20 protein-coding genes and 1 pseudogene are annotated in these 26,473 nt (G+C 57.5%); 6 read left to right on the top strand and 15 right to left on the bottom strand.

Annotated elements, in window-relative coordinates:
* Positions 1-25: 25 nt before the first annotated feature.
* From DXC79_RS00750 to DXC79_RS00770, 5 genes are all read right to left on the bottom strand, one after another.
* Entirely contained in the window at positions 26-970 is a 945-nt protein-coding gene (locus tag DXC79_RS00750; RefSeq protein ID WP_117634430.1) for a zinc dependent phospholipase C family protein, read from the bottom strand.
* A 92-nt stretch (positions 971-1,062) separates the two neighbouring features.
* Positions 1,063-1,797 carry a LytTR family DNA-binding domain-containing protein gene (locus tag DXC79_RS00755; protein ID WP_117634432.1) on the bottom strand — a complete coding sequence of 245 codons (735 nt, stop codon included), beginning with the start codon at positions 1,795-1,797 and terminating at the stop codon, positions 1,063-1,065.
* Between the two features lie 39 nt (positions 1,798-1,836).
* Positions 1,837-3,228, bottom strand: coding sequence for a sensor histidine kinase (locus tag DXC79_RS00760; RefSeq protein ID WP_233502905.1), 1,392 nt, complete (start codon positions 3,226-3,228; stop codon positions 1,837-1,839).
* A 112-nt stretch (positions 3,229-3,340) separates the two neighbouring features.
* A complete protein-coding gene (locus tag DXC79_RS00765) occupies positions 3,341-4,618 on the bottom strand; it encodes an amidohydrolase family protein (RefSeq protein ID WP_117634436.1) in 1,278 nt (425 codons plus the stop codon).
* Positions 4,619-4,749: 131 nt separating this feature from the next.
* Entirely contained in the window at positions 4,750-6,201 is a 1,452-nt protein-coding gene (locus DXC79_RS00770) for an APC family permease (RefSeq protein ID WP_117634438.1), read from the bottom strand.
* 355 nt (positions 6,202-6,556) lie between these two features.
* On the opposite strand from DXC79_RS00770, the gene DXC79_RS10130 reads away from it, so the two are divergent.
* Positions 6,557-7,558 (top strand): C39 family peptidase, encoded by a 1,002-nt coding sequence (locus DXC79_RS10130; protein ID WP_233502907.1) that lies wholly within the window; start codon positions 6,557-6,559, stop codon positions 7,556-7,558.
* A gap of 329 nt (positions 7,559-7,887) precedes the next feature.
* Here the strand turns inward: DXC79_RS10130 and arcC are convergent, their stop codons facing one another.
* Entirely contained in the window at positions 7,888-8,850 is a 963-nt protein-coding gene (gene arcC / locus DXC79_RS00780) for a carbamate kinase (RefSeq protein WP_006235166.1), read from the bottom strand.
* 435 nt (positions 8,851-9,285) lie between these two features.
* Here arcC and DXC79_RS10030 point away from each other — a divergent pair, with 435 nt between their 5' ends.
* Both DXC79_RS10030 and DXC79_RS00785 read left to right on the top strand, forming a co-directional pair.
* Positions 9,286-9,435, top strand: coding sequence for a hypothetical protein (locus DXC79_RS10030; protein ID WP_158549138.1), 150 nt, complete (start codon positions 9,286-9,288; stop codon positions 9,433-9,435).
* 107 nt (positions 9,436-9,542) lie between these two features.
* Positions 9,543-10,904, top strand: coding sequence for an ATP-binding protein (locus DXC79_RS00785; RefSeq protein WP_117634440.1), 1,362 nt, complete (start codon positions 9,543-9,545; stop codon positions 10,902-10,904).
* A 355-nt stretch (positions 10,905-11,259) separates the two neighbouring features.
* Here the strand turns inward: DXC79_RS00785 and nifJ are convergent, their stop codons facing one another.
* Both nifJ and DXC79_RS00795 read right to left on the bottom strand, forming a co-directional pair.
* Positions 11,260-14,799, bottom strand: a complete 3,540-nt coding sequence (gene nifJ, locus DXC79_RS00790; RefSeq protein ID WP_117634442.1) for a pyruvate:ferredoxin (flavodoxin) oxidoreductase — start codon at positions 14,797-14,799, stop codon at positions 11,260-11,262.
* A 477-nt stretch (positions 14,800-15,276) separates the two neighbouring features.
* Positions 15,277-15,756 (bottom strand): FHA domain-containing protein, encoded by a 480-nt coding sequence (locus DXC79_RS00795; RefSeq protein ID WP_187361855.1) that lies wholly within the window; start codon positions 15,754-15,756, stop codon positions 15,277-15,279.
* 443 nt (positions 15,757-16,199) lie between these two features.
* Between DXC79_RS00795 and DXC79_RS00800 the strand changes: the two genes are divergently transcribed.
* The 3 genes from DXC79_RS00800 to DXC79_RS09980 all read left to right on the top strand — a co-directional run bounded on the left by DXC79_RS00800 (position 16,200) and on the right by DXC79_RS09980 (position 18,141).
* Positions 16,200-17,558: a radical SAM/SPASM domain-containing protein gene (locus DXC79_RS00800; protein WP_082421808.1), complete on the top strand. Its 1,359-nt coding sequence runs from the start codon at positions 16,200-16,202 to the stop codon at positions 17,556-17,558.
* Positions 17,559-17,727: 169 nt separating this feature from the next.
* Positions 17,728-17,931, top strand: a complete 204-nt coding sequence (locus DXC79_RS09975) for a hypothetical protein (protein WP_124785779.1) — start codon at positions 17,728-17,730, stop codon at positions 17,929-17,931.
* 30 nt (positions 17,932-17,961) lie between these two features.
* Positions 17,962-18,141: a hypothetical protein gene (locus tag DXC79_RS09980; RefSeq protein ID WP_128620790.1), complete on the top strand. Its 180-nt coding sequence runs from the start codon at positions 17,962-17,964 to the stop codon at positions 18,139-18,141.
* Positions 18,142-18,531: 390 nt separating this feature from the next.
* Here DXC79_RS09980 and DXC79_RS10250 read toward each other — a convergent pair whose 3' ends face one another.
* The 7 genes and pseudogenes from DXC79_RS10250 to recR form a co-directional block, all read right to left on the bottom strand.
* Positions 18,532-18,657 (bottom strand): hypothetical protein, encoded by a 126-nt coding sequence (locus DXC79_RS10250; RefSeq protein WP_255413194.1) that lies wholly within the window; start codon positions 18,655-18,657, stop codon positions 18,532-18,534.
* A gap of 368 nt (positions 18,658-19,025) precedes the next feature.
* A complete protein-coding gene (locus tag DXC79_RS00805; RefSeq protein WP_117634445.1) occupies positions 19,026-20,657 on the bottom strand; it encodes an ABC transporter ATP-binding protein in 1,632 nt (543 codons plus the stop codon).
* A gap of 695 nt (positions 20,658-21,352) precedes the next feature.
* Positions 21,353-21,619 (bottom strand): annotated as a pseudogene (locus DXC79_RS10300) (methyltransferase); the annotation flags it as partial.
* Between the two features lie 327 nt (positions 21,620-21,946).
* A complete protein-coding gene (locus DXC79_RS00815; protein WP_117584186.1) occupies positions 21,947-22,885 on the bottom strand; it encodes an FHA domain-containing protein in 939 nt (312 codons plus the stop codon).
* Between the two features lie 3 nt (positions 22,886-22,888).
* Positions 22,889-24,730 (bottom strand): hypothetical protein, encoded by a 1,842-nt coding sequence (locus DXC79_RS00820; protein ID WP_117634447.1) that lies wholly within the window; start codon positions 24,728-24,730, stop codon positions 22,889-22,891.
* Positions 24,727-25,632, bottom strand: a complete 906-nt coding sequence (locus DXC79_RS00825) for a hypothetical protein (RefSeq protein WP_117634449.1) — start codon at positions 25,630-25,632, stop codon at positions 24,727-24,729. Before DXC79_RS00825 ends, DXC79_RS00820 begins: the two co-directional genes overlap by 4 nt.
* Before the next feature lie 244 nt (positions 25,633-25,876).
* Positions 25,877-26,473, bottom strand: a complete 597-nt coding sequence (gene recR / locus DXC79_RS00830; protein WP_089573257.1) for a recombination mediator RecR — start codon at positions 26,471-26,473, stop codon at positions 25,877-25,879.

Genomic DNA, 26,473 nt, shown 5'->3' on the forward strand with positions numbered 1-26,473 from the left:
TTCGGCAAAGGGGCACGCATGAGCCCTATTCCTCGCGGTCGAACTCCTCATCGGCATTGAGCACGCGACCGCTGTAATTGACATGGTTGGTCACGGCTTCCATATCGCCGGTCTCGATAAAGCGGGCAACCGTGCACTCGTAATCGAGCAGCGCGCGGTCAAAGACCTCGGGGAAGCTCTCGGTCGAGACTTCATCGGTAAAGGGGTTCTTCCATGCCAAGTGGCCCAGGTTGCCGGTACGCTCGGGCAGCTCGGTCGTCACGCGGTGCGCAAGGCCGTCGAGCAGCGAGTAGTCGTGCACCAAGCCCTCAACCAGCGAGATCGCGCGCGTCTTTGCGGAGCCGGCCGGCTCAATCGCGCGGTAAAGTCGCTGCATATTGGCAACGGCAGCACCGTACTCCCCCGCCGGAATGTCAATGCCGTACACGCGTCCGGCAACATAGCTCATCAGCACGCCGGCCACGCGATTGATGCGATCGGTGGTGACGATCTCGCCCGCCGGCGGGTAATCGTCGACCGTAGCGCCATCGCGTTTAAGCTGCAGCATCAGTACATCCAGGTCGCTCTCGATCACGGCATGGACCTGACTGCTCGAATCCTCAAGCTCTGAATCGGACTCCACGATGCCAAACTGCTGCTCATAGACAAAGGGGTGAGCGTTGCGGTCGAGCACGTAATGAGACAGCAGGCCCAGCGCAAAGGCACGACCCAAGCTGGCATCGCGCGGCAGCAGATGCGACACGCCGTCGCGCAGGCACGCGAACTGGCGAGACATGCGCGACCGATGCATGACCTGCGCCAGCAGCGTGCAGTCGGAAACACGCGGTGTCAGAATGTGAAAGAAAAACGGGTCGGGGCCTTGGTTGCCCAAGATAAAGGCAATGCGCTCTTCATCGGACGTGATGACGCCCTGCGGAAGACGGTCGATGCTTTCCTCGCCAAACAGATGATGGGTGATAAGCGCGGGCATAATGATCCTTTCGATTTCATTCGATGCCACCCATTATGCCCACCGCGCGCCCATGCCAAACCTGCGATGGTAAACGACAGCACGCAAGCCTCTTACGCAAGCCCCAGGTGCGACTTGACCTCGGCGGCACGACGACGGGACACCGGTACCGTCGAGTTCACGCGGTCGAGCCTGAGCTCCATCAACCCCGTGGAGCCAATCTCAACATTGTGCACGTCTTCCAAATTGACCAGGTAGCTGCGATGAACGCGAATAAAGCCCTCGGAGTCCAAGCGACGCTCGAGCGAAGAGATCGACTCATTGATCAGGTACGTTCCCTCGGCGCAGATGGCGTTGCAAAAATCGGCGCGCGCCTCAAAGTAGCAAACGTCTGCGGCGGGAATGAACACCTTTTTGCCCCCGCGGTCCACCGTCAGACGCAAAGGCTGGCGCGGAGCGTGGATAACACGACGGACGCCCAAGGCCGCCTCGATCTTGTCGAGTGCCTTTGACAGGCGTGCGTCCTCAACCGGCTTGACGACATAATCGACGGCATCGAGGTTATAGGCATCAGCCGCATACTCGGCAAATGCCGTCACAAACACCACGACCGGCGGCGTCTTTAGGTTCTGCAGCGTCTCGGCAAGCTCAATTCCCGAGCGACCGGGCATGGTAATGTCTAAAAACAACACGTCGGGCTTGTTCGACAGAATCGACTCCACGGCTTCGGGGACATTGCCCGCCTCGGCAATATGACCCACACGCGTATCCTTTTCCAATAGATAGCGTAGCTCAGCCCTAATAGGAGGCTCGTCATCAACCACCAAGATGTTCCATCCCTCGGACATATGCGCTTCCCCTCTTTTTTCTCTCAATCCAACCGCGCGCTACACCTTCATCGGCGCCGGCTCATGCGGCTCGCCGTTCAGCTCGACGATGACCTGCGTTCCCACGCCCTCCTGGGACTTCACGCGCATGCCAGAATCTTCCCCGTAAAAGAAATGGATGCGCTGAAGCACGTTGAAGAGCGCCAGGCCGCAGCCTCGTTTGATGGAGCCGTCGGCGGTAATGCTCTCGGGCTCCTCTCGGCGATGCTGCTCAAACAGGTGCGCGCAGACTTCTTCGCTCATACCGATGCCGTCATCTTCGACGATGATCTCCAGACCGTCATCGGTCTCAAAAGCCCTAACACGAATAGAAAGCGGCTCGGTCTCGCGCTGCGCATGCTTGATGCAGTTTTCGAGCAGCGGCTGCAAGATAAACGGCGGCACCATGCTGTCGCGCACCTCAAAGTCGATATCGACCGAGACGCGCAGACGGCCGTCGCCATACCGGGCCTGCATAAGGTTGATGTAACGAGTGCCCTGTTCCACCTCGTGCTCGAGCGTTGTGAGGGTATCGGAATCGGACAGTGTCTGACGGTAGTAATTGGAAAAGTCGATGAGCAGCGACCTGGCCTTGTCCGGCTCGGTACGTACGAGCGACACAATGGTGCTGATGGTGTTAAACAGAAAATGAGGATCGACCTGCGATTGCAAGGCGCGCAGCTCCACGCGGGCCGTAAGCTCGTCCTGGCGCTCGAGCTCAAAGCTCGCAAGCTGCGTGGAAATGAGGTCGGCAAAGCCCGAGGCGAGCGCCGTCTGGCGCATATCGATGCTGCTCAGACGGGGATAATACAGCTCGAGCGTGCCCACGCAATGCCCGCGCACGGTAAGCGGTGCGACAATACCGGCGCGCAGGCGCGGAAAGTAGCCACCTGTCTCGGTCGAGGCATCGCGCGAGAAAACGCTTTGCTCACCGCTGTTGATCACATTGAGCGTGGTCCGCAGCACCACCGGGGTGCCCGCGGGGCATTTTGCCGAGTCCTCGCCCCAGCTTGCCAACACCTGCTTGCCGTCGGTAAAGCAGATGGCAGAGGCGATGGTTTCGGACAGGATGATCTTAGAGGCGCCCAGGGCAGCTTCGGGCGTAAGGCCGCGCGACGTGTAGGCGAATATTTTCGACGCGATGGCGAGCGTGCGGTCGGTAGCGCTCGATGTGAGGTCGTCGGGAACGACAAAGACGTACGAGAAGAAGAAGCACAGCATGACCAAGCCGGCAATGACGACAACGGCCGGAACGGGATTGGGATTATCGGTTAGATCCCAGATGAGCAGCAGGATAAGCAGCGGAACGACAATACCGAGCAAGATGGCTTGAACCACATGCTGAGCGGTACGAAAGACCTTGGTAGAGTTGTAGCTCTTGCCCAGAATCAGCCTATTGAGATCCACCGTCATCTCCTTCTTACTGACGCACCCCATAGCAATAAAGAGGGCCGCAAGCGACCCTCTCCATTGCATTATGCAATCAAAAACTGTGTTTTACATCCAGCCATCGACAAACGGTATCTTAGGCGCTGTATTTGTTGGCCTCGCCAAAGGTGCCAGCCTCGACGATCCAGCCGTCCTTCATGATGACGTCCATGTTGTCGGTGTTGAGCACGTGGATGTCGGCGGCGACGTCACCGTTGACGACCAGCAGGTCGGCGCACTTGCCGGCCTCGATGGAACCGGTCTCGTCCTCGATGTGGCACATCTTGGCACCGTTGAGGGTGGCACAGGTGATGGTCTCGACCGGGGTGAAGCCGATCTTGTCGACGAACTCGTACATCTCCTCGATAGAGCAGGTGCCGTACGGGGTGACGAAGGAGAAGGAGTCGGAGCCGATCGTCATGACGACGCCGCGCTTCTTGGCCTCGCGCAGGCAGTCGTAGTTGCGCTGCAGCTCCTTCTCGACCAGGGTGCCCTCGTACTTGTCGTGCAGCTCGGGGACGTAGACGGGCGGATAGGTGGCGTACCAAGTGGGCAGGAAGGCGATCGTCGGGGTGAAGAAGGTGCCCTGCTCGGCCATGAGGTCCATGGTGCGCTCATCGATATCGAAGCCGTGAATCAACTGCTCGCAGCCAAAGCGAACGGAATCGTAGGCAGCGGCGTGGTTGTTGTAGCAGTGGCTCCACACGGGGATGCCGACCATCTTTGCCTCTTCGACCACGGCCTGGATCTCCTCGGAGCAGTAGTGCTGGTCGCGGCCGGAGTCCCAGCGCCAGATGCCGCCACCGGTAGCCCAGATCTTGATGGCATCGGGGTTCTCGCGCAGGCGACGACGGACGGCCTTACGCAGATCCCAAGGACCGTCGACCTGATCGCCCCAGGGGTGCGATTCCTTGTTGAGCTCCTGGCTGCAGTGGTGGGAGTCGCCGTGGCCGGCAACGCGGCAGAAGCCAAGGCCGGTTGCCAGAACGCGCGGGCCCTTGAAGACGCCCTTGTCGATGCAGTCGCGGATCTGGATACCAAAGCGACCGATCTCGCAGACGGTGGTGAGACCGTGGGTGAGGCAGTCGTAGGCCTGCTTGACGGCGACGGCCTGCTTCTCGAGGAGCGGCTGCATGACCCAGTCGGTGTCATCGTCGGTCAGGTTGCCCGAGAAGTGCAGGTGGGTGTCGATCAGGCCGGGAAGGACGGTCTTGCCGGCGGCGTCGATAACCTCAACGCCCTCGGGAAGGTCCTGCATGACACCGGCGTACTCGATCTTGCCATTGTCGTCGACGAGAACGAGGGAGTTCTCGACCGGCTCGGCACCGGTACCGTCGATGAGCTTGCCGCCAACGATTGCATACTTAGTGGACATGGTTCCTCCTTATGGATCCATATAGTGGGCGAGGCCGCGTTGGGTTAAGGCCTCACAAAACTACCCAAGTGGTGCCGGGTTCGGTGCGCGGGAGAGAGGGCCCCGCGCACCCGATCCGCCCCGGCTAGGCGTTATTTTTTGCGGGAATTGGTGAAGGCCATGAGGCCCAGGCCAACAGCCAGCCAGCCGATCACGATGCTCCACTCCACCATGTTGAGGGAGGCGGGAGAGAACGGGATCACGAGCAGGCCAATGATGGTGCCGCAGGCAACGATAGCGAGGCTGATGCCAAACTTGCCGCCGGGCACCTCGTAGGGACGAGGCAGGTCGGGCTCGGTGAAGCGCATACGCAGGCAAGCGAGGGCGACCATGCCGCAGGAGAAGATGAAGGCGAGGGCCGACACGTTGGTCAGAGGGATGAGCATGTTCTTGCCCAGGAACGGACCGACGACGGTGATGACGCCCAGAACGACGCAGGCGAGCTTGGGAGCGCCGGACTTGGGATCGACCTCGGCGAACTTCTCGGGCAGCTGACCCTTGCGGCCCATGGCGAGCATGATGCGGCTCGTGGCGCCGTAGAAGGAGTTCATCGGGCCCATGGGTCCAAGCGTGGCGATGACGAGCATGGCCAGGTACAGGAGCATGTTGATGCCCTTGAGGCAGGCAAGCGCGGGAACCGGGCTCTTAACAAACTCATGCCAGTCGAGGATGGTGCCGAACGAGTAGATGCAGACCATGTAGAAGCCGCCGGCGGCCAGCAGAGCCAAGGAGATGATCTTACCGAACTTGTTCCAGTTGAGGCCCTCGGCTGCTTCCTCAGCCTGCTGAGGAATGGTGTCGAAGCCGGCGTAGAAGAACGGGGTCAGAACCAGGACCGAAACGATGCCTGCGAACAGGCTGGTGCCCTCGGTAGCGGGCTTGCCGCCGCCAGCACCGGTGACCTGGGAGAACACGGGCATGGCGTTGTCCGGCGAGCCGGTGAACAGCGAGACGCCCATGGCGAGCAGCATGCCGCAGAGCAGGGCCTTGGTCAGGAAGGCCTGCAGCTTGGCGGCCGAGCTGGCACCGCGGAAGTTGAGGAAGATGACGTAGGTTGCAAAGCCGAGCGCGATTAGCGTCGGGAACAGGTAAACGTCGGCGCCCAGGATGGTGTAGAGCTTGACGGCGCGCAGCCACTCAAGGCCGGGCAGGCTGCCGAACATCTCGGACACGAGGGTCGAGATGGCGATGGCCTCCCACGGGCACAGGATGCCGTTGCCCAGGGCCAGGAGCCAGCCGGTGATGTAGCTCATCGTACGGCCAAAGCTACGATCGACATACTCGACGATGCCGCCCGAGATGGGGATAGCAGCCGTGAGCTCACCGAAAACAGCTCCGACGGGCACGAGGAAGATTGCACCCAAGAGGAATGCGATCATAGCGGGAACGGGACCGCCGCCCACGACCATCCAGTCGCCGACCTGCAGAACCCAACCGGTACCGATGATGGCACCGAAACCGATGGTGAAGAAGTTCCAGAGCGAAAGCGTTTTCTTCATGCCGCCGTTGTCCTCGACTGCAACTTCTGCGTTCTTGTCCGCCATTGTTCCCCTCCTTTCCTTTTTGACGCCCCCTGGCGTCACCCCTTGCGCGGTCCGTTTTGCCGCGCGCTTTTATTCCATGGCTTTAAGATACGGCCTTGGCGCAGCAGCGCCGCTCGCAGCTCGACCGAAGGCAGAACTGCAAAACGAGCGGCACCGTTTTTGGGACGAACGGCGGGAGACGTCATTCGTCCTGGACGCTTTCATCTTGTCTGCTTTTGAATACCTGTTGCCGTGACGCTTGGCGCGCGGCGCGGCAACGTTCATACCATTTGTCAGGCTTTTGGTGCACATACCCATGTGTCGTGCATCTTTTTATGTAGGATAGACAAGTTACACACGAGGCAAGGTGATTCGAATGGCATACGGATACAATGACGGCGACCAACGGCCACAAAGCGTGCGCCTTGCCGGCCGCACCACGCCAACGCCCAGAAGCACCTCCGACAACGGCAACCAGCAGCGCCCCCAAGAGCAGCCCGGGGCTTCTTCTCGGCAACAAAGCCGTACCGCGCAGCAGTCAGACCGCGTGAGCACGAGCACACGCCAACGCCAGACCGACACATCGCAGCCGCGCCGCTACGATTGCCGTACGACCGACCACTACGTTAAGCGCTCCTTTTCGCCACCTCAACGCAATCGCGGCAATTCCGCCCCTCGCCCCGCGTCGCACACCACAAGCCACGCACTTCCAGCCCGCCGTCTACGCCTTGCGCTTTGCTCCATTGCCGCCTGCCTCGTCTTTGTGTTTTTGGGATCCTGTATCTCGCACGGATCAGCCGGTCTTGAGCCCACTGCCGAGGACAAGCTGCTTAAAGCTCCCGTCGCGCCCGGTTACTCCTTTGCGTTCTCGACCCCACGCTCGCAATGGCAGGCCGGCACCATGCCCCACATCTACCAAATTGACCCCGCATGGTCGGAGCTGCCCTATGCCGGTGGCACTATTCGCGAAAACGCTTGCGGCCCCACTTGCCTCACCATGGTCTATATCTTTAAGACCGGCCACACCGATAAGACGCCGGTCGATATATGCGCACTGGCCGAAGCCGGCAACTACGCCCCCACTGGTGCCACCGAGTGGTCGTTTATGACAGGCGGTGCGTGGCAGCTGGGGCTCAACGGAACACAGCTCTATAACGATTGCGAATCGATTGCCCAAGCACTTCGCTCGGGTGCGCCCGTTATCGCCGCAGTGCGCCCCGGTACGTTTACCAACGTAGGCCACTACATCGTGCTCTACGGCATCGACGATGCCAACCAGATTGGCGTCTACGACCCCAACTCGGCCAGCCGCAGCGCCCGCCGCTGGGGCGTCGTAGAGGTCCTCAACGAAGTCGAAGCCATGTGGGCCTACTACTAGTCATTGGGCACTCATTGGGGACAGACTTAAATGAGTAGTCATTTTTTGACCAGTCGTTTAAGAACGTCCCCAACGGCTACTCATTTAAGTCTGTCCCCAATGAGTACCCGCAGAATGAGAGTGGATAATCTCCCGTTTTTGGCCTGTTTGCAGGCTCAAAGTGGGAGATTATCCACTCTCGTCATTTTGGCGCGGCCCGCAGCACTACCCATGAACAGCTACCTCAATAGCAAAAGCCCCGCAGCCGGAGCGGACTGCGGGGCTCATGAAGAGAGGCTAGTTTGTGGGCGCTTTGCCTGGCGCCCACGAGAGAGGCAACAGAGTAGAGACTACTCGTGGATGCGGGTACCGGAGAGGCCGGCCATGGTCTCGGCGGCCTTGTCCAGAGCGCCAATGATGCAGGTGCGGCCCTTGCGGGAACGAGCGAACTTGATGGCAGCACGGACCTTGGGCTCCATGGAACCCTTGCCGAACTGACCCTCGTCGGCCAGACGCTCGGCCTCGTCGGCGGTGAGGTCCTCGAGCTCCTCCTGGTTGGGCTTGCCAAAGTTGATGGCGACATGCTCAACGGCGGTCAGCAGGAACAGAACGTCGGCGTCGCAGTCCTCGGCCAGCAGCTCGCCGCCCAGGTCCTTGTCGATGACGGCGGGAACGCCCTTGTAGCAGCCCTTGTTCTCGTAGTCGCGGACGACGGGGATGCCGCCGCCACCGCAGGCGATGACGATGAACTCGTTGTCGAGCAGGTTGAGGATGGAGTCAGCCTCGACGATCTTCTTGGGATCGGGAGAAGCGACGACGCGACGCCAGCCGCGGCCGGAATCCTCGACGAAGACCTTGGAGGGATCCTCGGCCATGAACTCCTTGGCCTGCTCCTCGGTGTAGAAGGGACCGATCGGCTTAGTCGGGTTCTTGAACGCGGGATCATCCGGATCGCACTCGATCTGGGTGACGACGGTGGCGGCGTGCCAACGCTTATAGCGCTTGTGCATCTCGCGGCCGATGCCCTGCTGCAGGTGATAACCAATGTAGCCCTGGGACATGGCGCCGCACTCGGGCAGCGGCATCTCGGGGGTACCGATGGCATCGTGGGCAGCGGCGAAGGCGTTCTGGATCATGCCGACCTGCGGGCCGTTGCCGTGGGTGATGATGATCTCGTTGCCCTGCTCGATAAGACCAAGGAGAGCGTGGGCGGTGTTGCTCACGGCCTCGATCTGCTCGACGGGGTTGTTGCCGAGGGCGTTGCCGCCGAGGGCGACGACAATACGATCGGGCTTGCCAAGAGGCTTAGACATTGCTGGAATCCTTTCTGTAAAAGGCCTACAACCCATTAATAACCCGCGTCCGTGCGATACGCGAGTTTATTAAGGTTTATATTCTCTTTATCGCTCATTTTATTCATTTTGAAAATACCTAAGCGGCGAACGGTCGATTTTACCCGCTCAGCGTAAAGAAGCCCAGTTCAGGCATATCTACGCCATTTACGTGCAACTTTATTTAAATAGAGCAGGGATTAGACCAGATTATGCAAACTATATCTTTGCTAAACACAAAACGGACAGCGCAATATCTTACTCGCACTATACGCGATTCTATACATTAATTTGACGAGTATGCACCCCTGCAAAAACATGGGGCTTTTCATCCAACATAAGGGATAGCCGATCGCGCTTCACCCCGCGGCAAGCGACTGCGAGTTCGCAGTATGGAACTTTACCGTCGGCTTCTGCATGAACGCTACCGACGCCCTTTCGCTCCTGCGCGCCCAAGCAGCCGAGAACGCTAACGGCGCCACTGTCAACCTGGCCACCCTCAACAACGGCGCCGCCAGCCTTTTCGCAAAGTACCGTGCTGGCTCGCTGGCTTTGAGGCCTAAGTGAGCTTTGCTATTTGCCAATTTTTGTATGATTTGGGTCAAATCTATTTGTCAATTTTTGTATGATTAGGGGCAAATCTATTTGCCAATTTTTGTCAATGAGGTGTTTTAATGCTACGCCGCAAAGTCACTGATAGGCTTTTGAGCTGGAAGAATAACTCCCATAAGGCCCTGCTTGTTACCGGTGCGCGTCAGATTGGCAAGAGCTATGCGATTCGCGCGTTTGGAAAGAGCAACTACGCTTCGTATTATGAGGTCAATCTGCTACTTGATGCCGAGGCAAGAGACGTACTTGTTGGCGCTAAGAACTCCATTGACTTCATCAACCGTGTGGCCCTTCTTGCGGATGCACCGCTTGTTGAAGGAGACACGCTTATCTTCGTCGATGAGATTCAGGAGTATCCGCAGATCGTTACACTTATGAAGGCGCTGGTCGAGGACGGACGCTTTAGCTATGTCTTCTCGGGGTCTATGCTTGGGACTGAGTTTAAGGGGATCTCTTCTTTTCCGGTAGGGTATGTCGAGCACATTGTTATGCGGCCGATGGATTTTGAAGAGTTTTGTTGGGCAAACAGCGTCAGCGAGAATGTGCTTGCAGACATCCGCAGCTGCCTTGTCGAGAGGCGTCCCGTCGAAAATTTTATTCATGAGGCGATGCTCAAAAACTTTAGAGCCTATATCGTTTGCGGCGGCATGCCGGAGGTCGTTCAGAACTATATCGATTCGGGCTATTCGCTCGTGAGAACGCGTGAGCTTCAAATTCAGCTAGTCGATCAGTACAAAAGCGATATCTCTAAATATGCATCGACTCGAGCGTTTAACGTTCGCTCCATTTTCGAGCAAATTCCCGTTCAGCTTGAGGCGGAGTCCCATCGCTTTATCGTCTCGTCTCTAGGCGAGGGAGCTCGTCTTCAAAAATACGAGCAGGATTTCCTATGGCTGGTGAACGCAGGCGTTGGATTGATGGTCCCCCAGGTGACGGAGGCACGAAGTCCTCTCAAGAGGACGGAGAAAACGACGGCCTTTAAACTATACGAGTCCGATACAGGTATGCTCGCATCGCGGTATCCCGGCAGCACGGCACGCGCCGTCTACCTTGACATGAAAACCCCCAACCTCGGCGGCCTCTATGAGAACGTGGTCGCACAGGAACTCGTTGCCCTCGGAGCAGATACGTGGTACTACCAAACGCGTGAGGTCGGTGAAGTCGACTTTGTAATCGAAGGTGCCCGCGGGCATGTTGTCCCAATCGAAGTCAAATCGGGCAAGAAAGTTCGAGCACATGCAGCCCTCGACCGTTTGATGAGTGTGGGCGAGTACAAAATTCCCGAGGCCGTTGTGCTGAGCCACGAAAACCTTTGCAAAGAGGGCAAGATCCTTTACGTTCCAATCTATATGACATTCTGTCTCGATGAGTTTATGGAAAAGGACGACCCCAACAACGATTTCTCGTTTGCACCCATATCCCTCTAGGCCATCTGGGTCCGCAAGCCAGCCCCCACGCCCAAAGTACTGCGCCTTTCGCGCCAAAGGCGCGAAACAGCACTGGGGCAGCAGAAGGCCACAATCAGCTAGCCCTCCATGCCCAAAGTGGCGCGTGGTTTCGCGGCCACGCCGCGAAACAGCGACCGGGACAAGGCACCCCCACAGCCACGTCCTTCATTCAGCCCCACAATCCGAGGACGTAGTCGTAGCAGGATCTGAGGGCTAACCTTCGCGGACACTCCGCAGGACGAAAGAACCCCCGCCGCACGTAGTGCGCAGCGGGGGTTCTTTCATGTCCGAGGACGTCCGCGAAGGTTAGCCCTCAGATCCTGCGGTGGGAGACCTAGGCCTCGTTGTACACCGTCTTGAGCTTCAACAGGTGAGCGTAGCGGTCCATAGCGGCCTGCTCGTTCTCCTTGAAGAGCTCCTCGGCGCGCTCGGGGAAGGAACGCGTCAGCGAAGCGTAACGGGCCTCGTTCATCAGGAACTCCTGATAACCGCCCGCGGGCTCCTTGGAATCGAGCGAGAACTTCTTGCCGGCAGCAGCCTCGGGGTTGAAGCGGAAGAGGTTCCAGTAACCGCACTCGACAGCCTTCTTCATCTCGGCCTGGCAGTTCTGCATGCCGCCCTTCTTGATGGAGTGCATCTCGCAGGGGCTGTAGCCGATGATGAGGGATGGGCCGTCGTAGGCCTCGGCCTCGTGGATGGCCTTGAGGGTCTGAGCCGGGTTGGCGCCCATGGCGACCTGCGCCACGTAGACGTAGCCGTAGCTCATGGCGATCTCGGCCAGGGACTTCTTCTTGGTCACCTTACCGGCAGCGGCGAACTGAGCGACCTGGCCCAGGTTCGAGGCCTTGGAGGCCTGACCGCCGGTGTTGGAGTAAACCTCGGTGTCGAAGACAAAGACGTTGACATTGTGGCCGGAAGCCAGGACGTGATCCAGGCCACCGAAGCCGATGTCGTAGGCCCAACCGTCGCCGCCGAAGATCCAGAAGGACTTCTTGGTGAGGTAAGCCTTGTCGGCGAGGATTGCCTTGGAAGCCTCGCAGCCGCACTTCTCGAGCTCGGCAACGTAGGCAGCGGCAGCGGTCTTGGAGGCCTCGGCGTCGTTGACAGAGTCAATCCAAGCCTGGCCGGCAGCCTTGAGCTCGTCGGACGGACCATCGGCGGCGATGATGTCCTGGGTAGCGGCAATCAGCTTGTGCTGAACAGCCTCATAGCCCACGGCCATGCCCAGACCGTGCTCGGCATTGTCCTCGAACAGGGAGTTGTTCCACGCCGGGCCGTGACCGTCCTTGTCCTTGCAGTAAGGAGCGGTGGCAGCGGGGTTGCCCCAAATGGAGGAGCAGCCGGTGGCGTTGGAGATGAACATGCGGTCGCCGGCGACCTGGGTCACCAGACGTGCATAGGCGGTCTCGGCGCAGCCGGCGCAGGAGCCGGAGAACTCCAGGTAGGGCTGCTTAAACTGGCTGCCCTTGACGTTGGCCGCGATGAGCTCCTTCTTCTCGGAGACGTTCTCGACCATGTAGTCCCAAACGGGCTGCTGGTCCATCTCCTGCTCGGTGGGAACCATCTCGAGGGCGCCCTTGGGGCAAACCTTGACGCAGTTGGTGCAACCCATGCAGTCGAGCGGGGACACAGCCATGGTGAACTTCATGCCCTTGGCCTTGGGGCCCATGGCGTCGAGCGTGCGGGTAGCCTCGGGCGCGGCGGCAGCCTCGTCCTCGGTCATCGCGAACGGACGGATGGTGGCATGCGGGCACACGTAGGCGCACTGGTTGCACTGGATGCACTTGGTCTCGTCCCAGTGGGGAACGACCACGGCGACGCCGCGCTTCTCGTATGCGGAGGCGCCCAGCTCAAACTGGCCGTCGGCGCAACCGACGAAGGCGGAAACGGGCAGGCTGTCGCCATCCATGCGATCGATGGGCTCGAGCAGGTTCTTGACCTGCTGGGCGATGGCGGACTTGGTCTCCTCGGAGAGCTCGACGGGAGCGGCGTCCTCGGCGGTAGCCCAGTCGGCCGGAACCTCGAACTTACGGAAAGCAGTAGCGCCGGCATCGATGGCCTTGTGGTTGGCGTCGACGATAGCCTGGCCCTTCTTCATGTAGGACTTGGTAGCCGCGTCCTTCATGTACTGCAGGGCGTTCTCGGCGGGCAGGACCTTGGCCAGCGCGAAGAAGGCGGACTGGAGCACCGTGTTGGTGCGCTTGCCCATGCCGACCTTGGCCGCCAGGTCGATAGCGTCGATCAGGTAGACGTTGACGTTGTTGTTCGCGATGTAGCGCTTGGCCACGGCGGGCATGTGCTCGGCGAACTCCTCGTCGCTCCACTGGCAGTTGACCAGGAAGGTGCCGCCCGGCTTGACGTCGCGGACCATCTTGAAGCCCTTAACGATGTAGCTGGGGTTGTGGCAAGCGACAAAGTCGGCCTTGGTCACGTAGTACGGCGAGCGGATCGGGGAATCACCAAAGCGCAGGTGCGAGACAGTGACGCCGCCGGTCTTCTTGGAGTCGTACTGGAAGTAGGCCTGGACGTACTTGTCGGTGTGGTCGCCGATGATCTTGATCGAGTTCTTGTTGGCGCCGACGGTACCGTCGCCACCCAGACCCCAGAACTTGCACTCGATGGTGCCGGGGGCTGCGGTGTTGGGCGCATCCTCGGCCTCGGGCAGGCTCAGGTTGGTCACGTCATCGACAATGCCGATGGTGAACTCGCGCTTGGGCTCGTCCTTCTTGAGCTCCTCGAAGACAGCGAACGCGGACGCGGGAGGCGTGTCCTTGCTGCCCAGGCCATAACGGCCGCCGACGACCTTGATGCCCGTCTTGCCGGCCTCGTAGAGAGCGGAGACGACGTCCTGGTAGAGCGGCTCGCCGATGGAACCCGGCTCCTTGGTACGGTCCATGACGGCGATCTTCTGGACGGTCTCGGGGAGAACGTCCACAAAGTGCTTGATGGAGAACGGGCGGAACAGGCGAACCTTGACCAGGCCGACCTTCTCGCCGTGAGCGTTGAGGTAGTCGATGACTTCCTCGAGCACGTCGCAGAAGGAGCCCATGCACACGACGACGCGATCAGCATCGGGAGCGCCGTAGTAGTTGAACAGGCCGTAATCGGTGCCGAGCTTCTCGTTGATCTTCTTCATGTAGCCCTCGACGACGGCGGGAAGCTCGTCGTAGACCTTGTTGCAGGCCTCACGGTTCTGGAAGAAGATATCGCCGTTCTCGTGGCTGCCGCGGGTGTGCGGGTGCTCAGGGTTGAGCGCGTGGTCGCGGAAAGCCTGGACGGCGTCCATGTCGCACATCTCGGCCAGATCCTTGTAGTCCCACATGGCGACCTTCTGGATCTCGTGGCTGGTGCGGAAGCCGTCGAAGAAGTTAAGGAACGGGGTCTTACCCTCGATGGCGGCAAGGTGAGCCACCGGCGAGAGGTCCATGACCTCCTGGACGTTGCCCTCGGCGAGCATGGCGAAACCGGTCTGACGACAGGCCATGACGTCGGAGTGATCGCCAAAGATGTTCAGGGCGTGGGAAGCGACGCAACGCGCGGAGACGTGGAAGACGCCCGGGAGCTGCTCGCCCGCGATCTTGTACATGTTCGGGATCATCAGGAGCAGACCCTGAGAAGCCGTGTAGGTGGTGGTCAGAGCACCGGCGCCCAGCGAACCGTGAACGGTACCGGCTGCACCTGCCTCGGACTCCATCTCGACGACCTTGACCGGGGTGCCGAAGATATTCTTGCGACCCTGGGCCGCCCACTGGTCGACATGGTCGGCCATCGGGCTGGACGGCGTAATGGGATAGATTCCCGCTACCTCGGTGTACGCATACGAAACATATGCGGCCGCCTCGTTGCCGTCCATAGACTTAAACTTACGCGCCATATACCCCTCTCCTCTCATATAGGTATACAGGCCCCGGCGATCGCCGGGATGTTGGCGTGATGGGATTTTCGCTGTTGCTTCCAATCATCTGGCAGGCAGGCTCAGCAGCAGGTACATGGCGTGGAGAGAAGGCATGCCGAGGCGAGGAGGGCTGCACGCGCTCCACAAGCCCAGCTACCCGTCTTGCACATGACCGAGCGCCGCAAAGGCCGCATGCCGGATGCTCCCGGGCACGCCCCGGCGATGGGAAGCGCCCGCAACGGAAATCCGCATGCGGGTTTATTGTACCCCGCCGTCAAGTGTAATTTCGGCAAATATAGGCGGGCGGTAAAGGTTTACCTTGGGTGACCATCAAGGGCAAAATTGATCCTTCCGTCACCGAGGGACCAAATGGCAGCTGCGGTGAAATAGGAACTGTTTTTGCCGGCCGTAGCCTTAAACAGCCCCTATTTCACCGCAACTTATTTAGGAGATGAGTCAGAGGGCGCCGAGGAGGATGGCGTAGGTTGTGGATTCTCCGAGCTTGAGCTCGTCACCGGGGTTGAGCTGGGCGGAGCGGCCGGGCTCGACCTGGGTGCAGACGTTCGTCGCGTCGTTTACCACCACGGTTCCGTTGGTGGACGACAGGTCCTCAACGTACCAGACATTTTGGTCATCGCACCACACGTGGGCATGGCGAGCCGAAACGTCATCGCCCACATCGGTGATGCCGCCCTCCCCCGTTGCCAGCGCGCCGATCTCGACGCCTTCCTCACTCGGCTGAATCCAGCGCGGGACGCTCACCGCGTAGCCGTTTTGCACGCGCAGCAGTCCCAGCGGATGCGCCGGCGCGACCTCGTGCTCGCCCGACTTGGAACCAAGGCGGGCGTGAGAGCAAACGGCATAGGGAACGAATCTTGCGGATGTACTCCTCGACGTCAGGCAGGTAAGCCCCACGAAGTCACCGGGGAGGCCCAAGCGGCCCGGCACCACTTCCAGATTCTGACCAGGGCGAGTCGTTCGCCGGTGGCTGAAGGCTCGCTCCCACCCAAAAGGGGAGATTCGCGTTGTTCCCCAATCGCTCTCGCATCTTTCATTTTGCTCGAGGTGGGCTATAAAAACTTTCCTGGTGAAAGGCGGCGATTGGTTTCCTTTCTTTCTAGAGGAGCGCGCCTGTAATCTGTTTTCATCCTAAATCAAGTTGAGATCGGACCTTCCAGAGGCAAGTCGACTCAAACTGCGAGGCTCCATGTTGGAATAAAGAGCGCTGTCGAAGTGCCAACAACACAAAGCTTGCCAGTCTCAAATAGAACCTTTTGGGAGTCCGATTGGGCCGCACACCGAATCCCCGCTGGTGGTTTTTTATAGCTGCGTAACAATAAACAAGGTTAGTGCCAGTCCAGCATGAAATTGAGGAACGTATGCATTTTTTCTCAGTAAGTGATCGTCGTTACTGCTTCGATGAGGTCACTCGCAATTGCTTTCAGGTTGACCAAGCATCAGAAGATGCGCTTCGCATATTTGAAGCATCGGGAAGAACGGTCAACTCGAAGTTGCTAACAAAGTCACTTGCTGCGAAAGGCTACGACCAAACGACCATAGCAGAACTTGAAGACGACATTGATGAGTATCAACGATTGTCTGAGCGGACTTTCTTAACAAAAGACACGCCTCGAAAACTTAGATCCATCGAACTCCACGTTTCACATGCATGCAACCTTGGTTGTAGTTACTGTTTTGCCGGTAAAGGAGATTATGGAACGTCTCCTCTGCTGATGACAGACGAGATAGCCTTCAAGGCGGTCGACTACCTCGTCGCAAGTTCATCGGAAAACGAAACGCTTGCAATCGTCTTTTTTGGTGGGGAACCCATGATTAACGAGCCGCTGATATGGAAAACGGTCGACTATTCAAAAAGAATATACCCCAATAGAAACTTTACCTATTCTATTACGACCAACGGAACGCTTTTGAATGACACTGCTGTGAATTCTTTCAAGGAGCACGGGTTTTCTGTTCTGATTAGTCTCGATGGTACAGGATGCAAGCACGATGCATCGCGCCCGTACAAGACGGGAGGCGGCTCTTTCTCCGATATCGACAAAAACGTTCGTCGTTTTTCCGAGTCGTTCCCCTTCGGCGCAAGAGCGACCTTAACAAATAATAACTGTAACCTTGTTGAAGACTATCTTCAGTTTAAAGAGATGGGCTTCAGAAGGATTTACTTCTCGCCCGTGAGCTCATTCGATGAGAATATCAAACTCGACGAACACTCATTAAACAAAATCAGGGCGGGCCTAATAGATTTGGCGGATCAATATCTCAAACAGATTGATCAAGGGGAAAAGCCCTTGTTTAGAACATTGAAAACTGCAGTTGATTTGATTATGAGCAACAGGATCGCCTTTGTCGGATGCGGGGCTGGCAGGCGTTTTATTTCCGTGACTCCCGAAGGGGACGTATACCCCTGTCACAGGTTTGTCGGGATGATGCGATTCAAAATGGGCAACATCGTCACCGGAATTGACGAAACTAGGTATATTGAAAACTGGAGTCAGGGTGTCGAAAAAAGAATTGACTGTACGGACTGTTGGGCTCGGTCTTTCTGTGGTGGGGGCTGTAGCTGGGAGGCTGCAGACGAGCACGGCTACTTGCCCAAGAGTCTACACCCTGCATCATGTGAATATAGAAAAATGTGCTACGAGATGGCTTTTGACCTTATTTCCCGCCACTCATCTTCGCAGGAGAAAAATCAACGAGAAGCTACTGTATCGGAATAAGCGGTTCAGCGCATTGCTGTCACCATTGTGGAGGTGTTCGTTCTTCTGATTACCGTCTGCGAAGCTTATTGCTACGTTCGCCGAAACCATTCTAGAAATATGGTGAACTAGACATCTTGGTTTGTTATACACAATATTGAGGTTTTTCTGCACTCAAAGGGAGGTAGTCGTGAAGCATATTCATCCGATTAATCCAGGAAGTGGCGACGAGGCAGGCGTGAAGCCGATGTCTTTTGACTGCCTCTTGGGCATTACTGACATCTGTACTGTTTATGATAAAGCAGATGGCTGTGGTGCATACGATTACTGCGACTATGACATGGATGGCGGCAGCATCTGCGTTGTAGATCACTGTGGCATTGATCAAACGTAGTCTCTAATTGGATTAAGGTGAGGAGCTGTTATGAAGCATATCCATCCTGTTGGTTCAAATGAACATACTCCCGTTGAGCCTTGTTGTCTTGGAGTTGATATATGCAATTTTTACGACATCGCCGAGTGCCCTGTTGCGGATTGGTGCTATGTCGATAAAGAATCAAGCTGTGTTTTGCCAGCAGATTGGTGCGATCCAGTTGACGAGTAGTTTTTGTGTCTAGGAACTATTTGGTCCAATTCAAAATAAGATGGGGACAAATACCAAAATCTCGTGTCTGGGAGGAGTTATGCCATTATTGCAAGGTCTCGTTGGATTAACCTTTGTACTTGCTTTATATCTGGCACCTTTTTTATTGTTATTCTTCATTATCCGATTCTTTCTTCGGAAAAAATAGGAGTATCACGCAAACATTAGCGTAGCTTTCTTCCAATATGAGCCGAGCATTGGCAAGTGGAATAAGAAGCCCGACCGTTCGTCACATGAAAGTGATCGGACGGGCCTCTCAATTTAACCCGGGCCGCCACCCATAGCGGCTTTCCGGGCGTATTTTCGGTGCAAAGCAATCGTCAGTTTAATCCTATGCGTCGATACCGCATTTCATTTGTTCGGCTCGTATTCTACGGCCTTGTAACCCTCGCACTCTCCGGCAAACGGATTGAACACGAAGGCAGAGATGATGTGTGCGTGGACATCGAGGCTGCTGTAGGCAACATACTGGGGCATGGACCCCCGCTGCGCGTGGCATGCGGCCCGGCATATTCATTGCCGTCCAACCCCGTGTAGTTGCAGCAAAGGGTGGAACCTCAATGCTCAGCTCATGTTGTCCGTGGGACACGAGAATTGTAAGTACACTTTGGTGTGATTCTCACGATGATACTGAGCCACCTGGAATAAGATACGTCGCGACAACACTTCGCTTCACCTCTGTCTCGACAAGACAACGTAGACTAAAGTTTCCTTTAGTAAGAGAATGAGAACTATATCTGAAAGCGTTGCGATGGCGTGAAGGCACCGAGTCCGAACCGACTGAATGCTACGTGCATCTGCATCGCTTTTTTGTTATCTCTGTCAGTTGGGTAGCACTACACTTGTCAGCATTTACCCCGGTACATGCTGCCTAAATCCACTACCCCTTCTACCGCGCCGACCATCTCGTCATCGTGAGAGACAATGATGATCAGCTGGCTTTGCTTGTTGCGCTTAACATAGGCCGCAAGCTCGGCGCGGCTTACAGCGTCTAACCCAGTCGTGGGCTCGTCGAGTACCAAAACTGACGACTTGCGTGAAATCGCCGACCATAAGTACACTCGGCGCAGCTCACCGCCCGAAAGCGCGGAGCAACGTTTCCCGAGCAACTCCTTCACGCTGTTTTCCAGCGAAAGTAGGCCATCTACACCCCGGTGATAGGAAGATAAGGGCGTGTCGAAATACTCTAACAGCTCTTTCACCGTTTCGTCCGGCGCGAAGCACGACTGTGGGCAGCACGATATCTCTCTCGCACGTATGTAATCCAAGTCGCATTCTTCGATTGGCACGCCGTTGTATTTTACTTTGCCTTTCGATGAGTATAGCCCGAGCATCAAGTAAAGAAGTGACGTCTTGCCTCTTCCGTTTTCCCCAACTATGCAATATGTACCAGGACCGGAAAACTTGAAAGAAAACCCGCCGAGGACCTCTCGGACAGATCCGTCTGGAAGGGCAACCGAGAATTCCAAATCAGATACCGAAATGTCATTTATTTCATCGAGTTTAGCTAAATCGGTCCGATTCCACCCCGATCTCTCCTTTTCTCTCGTCGCGATAGCCGTCCTATCCCATGATGCTTTGGCATCTTGATAGGATTTGAACAATGACATCATACTTTTCAAAGTCTTAAAGAGAACCGCGAAGTATGTACCGATGATAGTGTACTCGCCTATTGACATAGTTCCGTTAATGATTCGTACTCCGGAAACAACAAGTATCACCGCTTGAAACAACGCTGCGAAAAGACCATCGAGCGATGTCAGAGAATATGATAGCTTTCCGGAGCGCAAAACTTTGGGAAAATAGCTCTTAAACCCAGCGTCGAGCGCTTGTTCGCTCTTGCCGTACGAAGATGTCAGTTGAATGTTGAGAATCTGATTAAGCTGCGATGCAATTGCGGCGTAAAAGGCGCTGTCCGCCTCTTTCTTCTCATACGTGACCCTATACAAAAGTTTCCTCAACCCAGTAATTACACAGAAATACACGATGAGGAGAATGATGGAAAACACCGCGAGAGTTGAATCAATTGACCATATGATAAGCAATACGATGGGAATGGCTACAATGGACAGCGGCGCACTGATAAAATTCGCCAAAACGAAGGATGAGACCACGCTAGAGTCGGAAATAATCCGTTGCGTTGTATAGGCTGGATCGATGGTCCGACTCACCAAGTAATCGTCTCTTTCAAAACGCAAGACGGCCTCCCTGAGAAGATCAAAGGAAAGTCTCGTGGTTATGCGAATGGAAAGTGTTCCTGCAAAATAAGTAAAGAGGGTGGAGAAAACTCCTATTGACGCAACCAGGAGCGCGAAGAGTACGGCGTCTCTTTCGCTGCGGTTACCGAGAAGAAAATCTAAGAATTTCCCGTTCACGTATGGCATGGCATAGGAGAGAGCGGTTCCAATCACCGTGATAGCAATGAAGACGAAAGCCCCTTTTGCTCTGATGAACCTCGAGAGAACGCATCGAATCAAGGAAGGCCCCAATCTACCCGCCACAAAACATCAATCACTGATACCTTACACCTCAACACAACAGGAGCGAAGATTTGCCAATGAGACTGCTTTAAGATTGCCTTGGGCCAATACGATCTCAAGCTCTTCCTACAAGAGAGTCGGAATCGGACATCTCCTCCGACGAACCTGGCAATCGGGCGGTTGAAATATCTTTTTCAACCGCCCGATTGCCACAATAGATTTGAGCATCCGCCCACAAACGTCCGCGTTTTATACCCATCAAATCCTTTGCCTTTTGTCGTCTAGACTAGAAAAATCGCTCGAAATAACGCAACCGGCCTGCTCGCTTGAAGAAACCTAAGCCCGTAACGTAGGTGTGCAAACTTCCGAAACGCCTTGCGCGGCATTGTGCGTATAAACTTCGTCAACCGCCTCAGAAATATCTGAGTATCGCGCCGGGTCAAAAGCATACGATGTCGCAGCTATACCCTGCACCCATTCGGAACGCGGATTAATTGAATAGCCACACAGCATCATCATACATGCATCTAGACCTGATTTCCCAAGTATCCGACGTATTGATGAGAGCATCGCGGGTCGCCCCCGCACCATCGTCGTCACCCCTATTAGCAGTATTTACCGTTTTTCTCTAAATGCGTATCGCCACCCTTAAGAATACGAAGTGTTTTATCCAGACCCGATTGTCCTCCATCTCAAACGAAGGGATAAGGAATCTCATCCGGAATCGGCAGTAACGGAGGATTCACAACGACAAGCGAAAAACATGAGTCATCTCTCAGAGGGGAGTAAAGGCTCCCCTCAAGCACCCTAGTTTCGTCATCCAAAGAGTTGATGGCAGTGTTTTTCTTACAAAGGTCGACAACAAAAGGGTTGATTTCTACAGATGTTACATCCATGCCACAGTTGGTAAGTATCAGGCCCTGTATTCTGGGGCCAGAACACAAATCGAGAGCCTTCCGTGCGCTCTGCGGTGTAAGGCGCCAATCTCAGCAAATCTGTCCCACAATACTGCGCTGAAGAACAACACGGAACCCCTGAGCCAAACTCCCCTATACCTTATTAAGGCTAAGACAGGCAAGTTCACGCACCCGGCATATTCCAGAATAACATCCTATTGTTTTAGATGCTCTACAAGCATGAACAGCCGCGAATCGGAAAGATCTTCTAGTTTCGCCCCGACTGACCGCCAAGGGCCAAAATGGCCTCTCCATCCCCAGGCGACCGGCTCTGGCGCGCCGAGGAGTGTCCCCAAGTGCCGGCAGAAAAGGAACGTCCTTAACTGCCGGCTAGAGGGCACCGAAGAGGATGGCATAGGTAGTGGATTCGCCGAGCTTGAGCTCGTCGCCGGGATTGAGCTGGGCGGAACGGCCGGGCTCGACCTGAATGCAAACGCGCGTGGCCCCGTTTACCACCACGGTTCCGTTGGTGGACGACAAGTCCTCGACGTGCCAGATATTTTGAGCATCGCACCAGATATGGGCATGGCGGGCCGAGACATCGTCGCCGACGTCGGTAATATCGCCCTCACCAGTGGCCAGCGCGCCAATCTCAACACCCTGCTCACTCGGCTGAATCCAGCGCGGGGCGCTCACGACAAAACTGTTTTGCACGCGCAGCAAGCCCAAAGGGTGCGCCGGGGCGGGTTCGCGTTCGCCCGCAGTCAGCGACATGCCAAGCGAACGCGGCGTGGATGTGCCTCCGCCGCAGGTCGCGTTCGCGTAGTCGATGGCATAGTTCACCGAGGACCGCACATCCGCCGAACAACCGACGGCGACAAACAGCACCAGCACGACCTCGGCGCGCTCGGCGGGCATGAGTTCCGCCGCCTGGGACAGGCGATCGAGCGCGTTGCGATAGAGATTCGTGTCCTGGTGGCACTCTTCGAGCGCGCGTACCATCGGTTCACCTGCAGGACCGCACACCATATTGATTACAGCCGTGGAGTCCATGGGATTGCGCTGGCGCAGGGCCAGTTGCGACATAATACGCGCAGCCGAGGTACCGTATTCGGCAAAGTAGCGCTGCTGAAGCGTGCCGACCGGCGCGCGAACGATAAAGCGGGAAACCCAAGAGCGATCGGCGGCTCGGCTCTGCGGGCTGCGGCCGTCGGCGAGCGGACGGGACGAAAGCACCAAGCCGCACAGCTCGATATGGCTCAGATGCGCTGCGCGCTTAAAGATGTCAAACATGGCCCCGCATGGGGTGAGCTCAACTTGAGATGCCATGACCTAGGCCTCCTTGGTCGTAGAAATAGAATCGGACGATACTTCGACAGGTCCGCCAAAAGTACGGGCAGCTGCGGCTCCACCGGCAAGCGGAGTCGCCATCTGGGCTTTTGTGCGTCGCGGTGCCGAAACGGAAAGTTCAAAGGCAAAGCCCATCGCAAGCAAAAACCACGTAAGCGTATAGGTTGCAACCAGAGCGGCAACAAGGCCGCCCATCACGGCGCGTTGGGAAAATACGCTACATGCAGCCACAACCAGCACCGGAACCTCGCAGGCAGAAAGCGCAAGCACACCCTGCAGGAAGCCCGAGCGCCGATCGCGCGCAAGTGCCCCCGCGGCAACGCCGGCTATGCCTGGCAGCGCCAACGCCAGTGCGGCAATAATACCCGGTAGCGACCCAGACCACACGAGCGATCCCAAAGTCGCCGTCACGCGAGCGCCCGACGCCAGCAGCGCGGCCGAAACCACGACCACAGCCCAAACCACGCCACAGACGACCGTCGCGCCGACCATCAGCGCGCGACGAACCGCGCGGCCAGACGCATCCATGGGGCACGGCGTGAGCGGCTCGCCGCGGAGCGAACGACCGACATTTTGCGCATAGTGGTCACAAAACGCCGAGAGCGCCGCCTCGACCGCCGCCGGCTCGGGACGATCTTTTTGATGGCTGGACAGACAGGCCATCACCACGTCGAACAGCTGGGCATCGACAAACGCCAGCGCATCGCGTAGCTCCTCGGAATCCGGCTCAAGCCCCAGCTGCTGGGCCTGCTCGGCCGCAACGAGCGCCACATCGGGCTCACGACGAAGCAGCTGAGTCAAATCGCAACCGGGCGCATGGGCACCAATGGGATAGTCGGGCAGCGTGTCCATCTTGAGACGGTAGGGGCTGGCGATGTCGCGCGTCTTTTTGCGCGAACCCGAGGTGCCCGAAGTGCTCGGCGCGGCTTCGTATGGCGCGGCGCCGGCAATGAGCTCGTAAACCGTGCTTGCTGCGGCATAGACGTCGATCGCCGGCGACATACGCAAAGCGCGCAGGTCGGGAATATCGTCGGTGAGCATCTCGGGCGGGGCATAGGCAACCGTCGCGCGACGCAGCGTGGCATAGCGCTCCGTAAACGACGCCTTGCCGCCGGTACCGGCCACGGCCGACGCAGGCTCAAGCGCCAGCGACGAGCCAAAGTCGATCAGGCACAGGTCAAAGGTGCCCTCGGCAAGCTGCCGGTCAAGCGGTAGACGCGCCGTACGCACCATAATATTAGCGGGCGAGATATCGCGATGGACAAAGCCCTCGCCCACCAGGCTCATACGGCAGAGCAGATCGAACAGGTCGCGACCCAGACGCGCCGCCACAAGCGGCGATAGGCGGCCGGCATCGTCCACGGCAAAGCGCGAGCGCAAGCGGGCGAGCGTCTCGCCCTCGACCCATTCCATGACAATTGCAGGCACACCGTCGACCTCGCCCCAGCCATAGAGGCGGGGAAAGCCCTTAAGGCCCGAAAGGGCGCGATGGCATTCGTATTCCTCGCGAAACGCCGCTTTGAACTTGGCGACCAGCGCCTCATGGGCGGCATCGTCAAACTCATCGCACGTTGGCAAGATGAGCTGCTTGAGTGCCACGGCCTCGCCTTGGGCGTTGACGGCACGCGTCACGCGGCCGATACCGCCACGGCGCATGGTGGCATCGTCGGCAAACAGTATCGTAAAACGACGCAGATAGGCAGGCAGTTCGTCCTGACCGAGCGCAATGGCCGGCTCAAACCCGTCGACACGCGCCAGGCGCAGGCCGACCATGGGATCGCGACCGAGCGATTGTGGTGTGGTGGATGCAAGATCGGTCATCATAGGGCAAGCGCCGCCACGTTATTGTTGAAGTTACCGAGCGCGACGTCATCATCGCCGTAATGGCCGACCCATTGACATAGGTTGGTGTAGCAGCCCCACAGATTGGCATACTGCTGATACCACTTTGACCGGGGCGAGAATGTCTGACGACCAAACTCGGCTCGAATGACAAACATCTCCCCGACCAGGCTGTCGCACGGCCTGGGATCTCCCGTAGAGTTATAGGTCGAGACCACGTCATTGGCACGAGAAACATAGCCGTCGAGCATGTTGTACTTGGTCACAAGCCAACTGTGAATGCTCTCTTCCTCAGCAGCGGAAAGGCCACCGGAGTTTGCATCGTTGTCAGCGTTGCCGCCCGTCGAGCCGCCGTTTCCAGACCCTCCGGCAGAGGAACCCGACCCAGAGCCGCCGCCCGAACTCGACGAATCCGAGCCGGAGCCAGAAGTATCCGAGTTACCGGGCTTTCCGGACTGCTGGGCGTCCTGTTCCTTCTGCTGCTCGACCTTATTCACCGTTGCCGCCACGCTATTGTTGGACAACCGATCGATGATCTTGGTGTTGGTGAGCACGATGGTTTTGCCATTGGCAAGCGTGACTTCGTTGTCCGGGGCCTCGGCGCCGTCCGCGTCGTCGGTGCCAAACACAATATGCGCGACCACACTTGCCCAAGCATATCCAGTCGCGGTGCCCAGATCACTTTTGACCTCATGCCCCACGCGCGGTTCGCGTGCGGCATGTGCCTGCATCATGGACGGCACGGTCATGCCATAGGCAGAAACGCCAGCTATGACCAGCACCAGCGAGCAAGACAGCAGTGCGTACGCCCGCGGCGCCAAGCCCAGTCGGCGTCGCATGCGCACCGCGGCGCCGCGCTTTGTCTGAGTGCCACCGGGCCGCATGCGTTCTCCTCCAACAAAAACACGCCGCTCGGGAGCGGCGCATTCATTCGAATCCATATTGAGTGTATCAGCGAACCCAAAAGGTTGCGCAACGAATGAGCAAATTAAGGATGCGAGTGGAAGCATCCATGCGATAAGCGGATACAAAGTATCTTTGTTGCACAACAAACTTATAGTCGCACGGGGAAATTATGACTGCCCCGTGCGTCGCCAGGAAAACATACGGCAGGAGCAGGCTCGCCACCTAAATCGTGCGACGGGCCTCAATGGCGCGCCCAAGCGTAAGCTCGTCGGCATACTCCAGGTCGCCGCCCACGGGCAGGCCGCTCGCCAGACGCGACACCTCAACGCCCAGCGGCTTGATAGTGCGGGCCAGGTAGCTCGCCGTGGTCTCGCCCTCAATATTGGGGTTGGTGGCGATGATGACCTCATGGATATCCTCGTGGCCCAAACGCGCCAGCAGCTCGCGGATGTGCAGCTGCTCGGGACCAATCTTGTCCATGGGGCTGATCACGCCGCCCAGAACATGGTACAGGCCATGGTAGCTGCCCGTGCGCTCGATTGCCTGGACGTCGCGCGGCTCGCCCACCACGCAAATGCGAGTAGTGTCGCGCATCGAATCCTGGCAGATGGAGCACTCGTCGGCCGTGGCGTAGTTAAAGCAACGGCTGCAAAAGTGGACCTCCTGCTTAACCTCCAGGATGGCCTCGGCCAGGCGGCGGGCCTCCTCGGCATCGGCCTCGAGCAGGTAATAGGCGATGCGCTGGGCCGACTTGGGACCAATGCCCGGCAGACGGCCCAGCTCATCGAGCAGTTTTTGCAGACTGTGATTCGCACTCAT

The sequence above is a fragment of the Collinsella sp. TF08-11AT genome (genome assembly GCF_003437035.1).
In the GTDB taxonomy this organism is placed as follows: domain Bacteria; phylum Actinomycetota; class Coriobacteriia; order Coriobacteriales; family Coriobacteriaceae; genus Collinsella.

Coding starts and splice junctions, on each gene's coding strand:
- DXC79_RS00765 (WP_117634436.1), bottom strand. CDS start 4,618: ATGTCCACTAAGTATGCAATCGTTGGCGGCAAGCTCATCGACGGTACC.
- DXC79_RS00785 (WP_117634440.1), top strand. CDS start 9,543: ATGCTACGCCGCAAAGTCACTGATAGGCTTTTGAGCTGGAAGAATAAC.
- DXC79_RS00755 (WP_117634432.1), bottom strand. CDS start 1,797: ATGTCCGAGGGATGGAACATCTTGGTGGTTGATGACGAGCCTCCTATT.
- DXC79_RS00750 (WP_117634430.1), bottom strand. CDS start 970: ATGCCCGCGCTTATCACCCATCATCTGTTTGGCGAGGAAAGCATCGAC.
- DXC79_RS00800 (WP_082421808.1), top strand. CDS start 16,200: ATGCATTTTTTCTCAGTAAGTGATCGTCGTTACTGCTTCGATGAGGTC.
- DXC79_RS00820 (WP_117634447.1), bottom strand. CDS start 24,730: ATGATGACCGATCTTGCATCCACCACACCACAATCGCTCGGTCGCGAT.
- DXC79_RS09980 (WP_128620790.1), top strand. CDS start 17,962: ATGAAGCATATCCATCCTGTTGGTTCAAATGAACATACTCCCGTTGAG.
- DXC79_RS00825 (WP_117634449.1), bottom strand. CDS start 25,632: ATGCGGCCCGGTGGCACTCAGACAAAGCGCGGCGCCGCGGTGCGCATG.
- DXC79_RS10030 (WP_158549138.1), top strand. CDS start 9,286: ATGAACGCTACCGACGCCCTTTCGCTCCTGCGCGCCCAAGCAGCCGAG.
- nifJ (WP_117634442.1), bottom strand. CDS start 14,799: ATGGCGCGTAAGTTTAAGTCTATGGACGGCAACGAGGCGGCCGCATAT.
- DXC79_RS00770 (WP_117634438.1), bottom strand. CDS start 6,201: ATGGCGGACAAGAACGCAGAAGTTGCAGTCGAGGACAACGGCGGCATG.
- DXC79_RS10250 (WP_255413194.1), bottom strand. CDS start 18,657: ATGCCCCAGTATGTTGCCTACAGCAGCCTCGATGTCCACGCACACATC.
- arcC (WP_006235166.1), bottom strand. CDS start 8,850: ATGTCTAAGCCTCTTGGCAAGCCCGATCGTATTGTCGTCGCCCTCGGC.
- recR (WP_089573257.1), bottom strand. CDS start 26,473: ATGAGTGCGAATCACAGTCTGCAAAAACTGCTCGATGAGCTGGGCCGT.
- DXC79_RS00760 (WP_233502905.1), bottom strand. CDS start 3,228: ATGACGGTGGATCTCAATAGGCTGATTCTGGGCAAGAGCTACAACTCT.
- DXC79_RS00815 (WP_117584186.1), bottom strand. CDS start 22,885: ATGGCATCTCAAGTTGAGCTCACCCCATGCGGGGCCATGTTTGACATC.
- DXC79_RS10130 (WP_233502907.1), top strand. CDS start 6,557: ATGGCATACGGATACAATGACGGCGACCAACGGCCACAAAGCGTGCGC.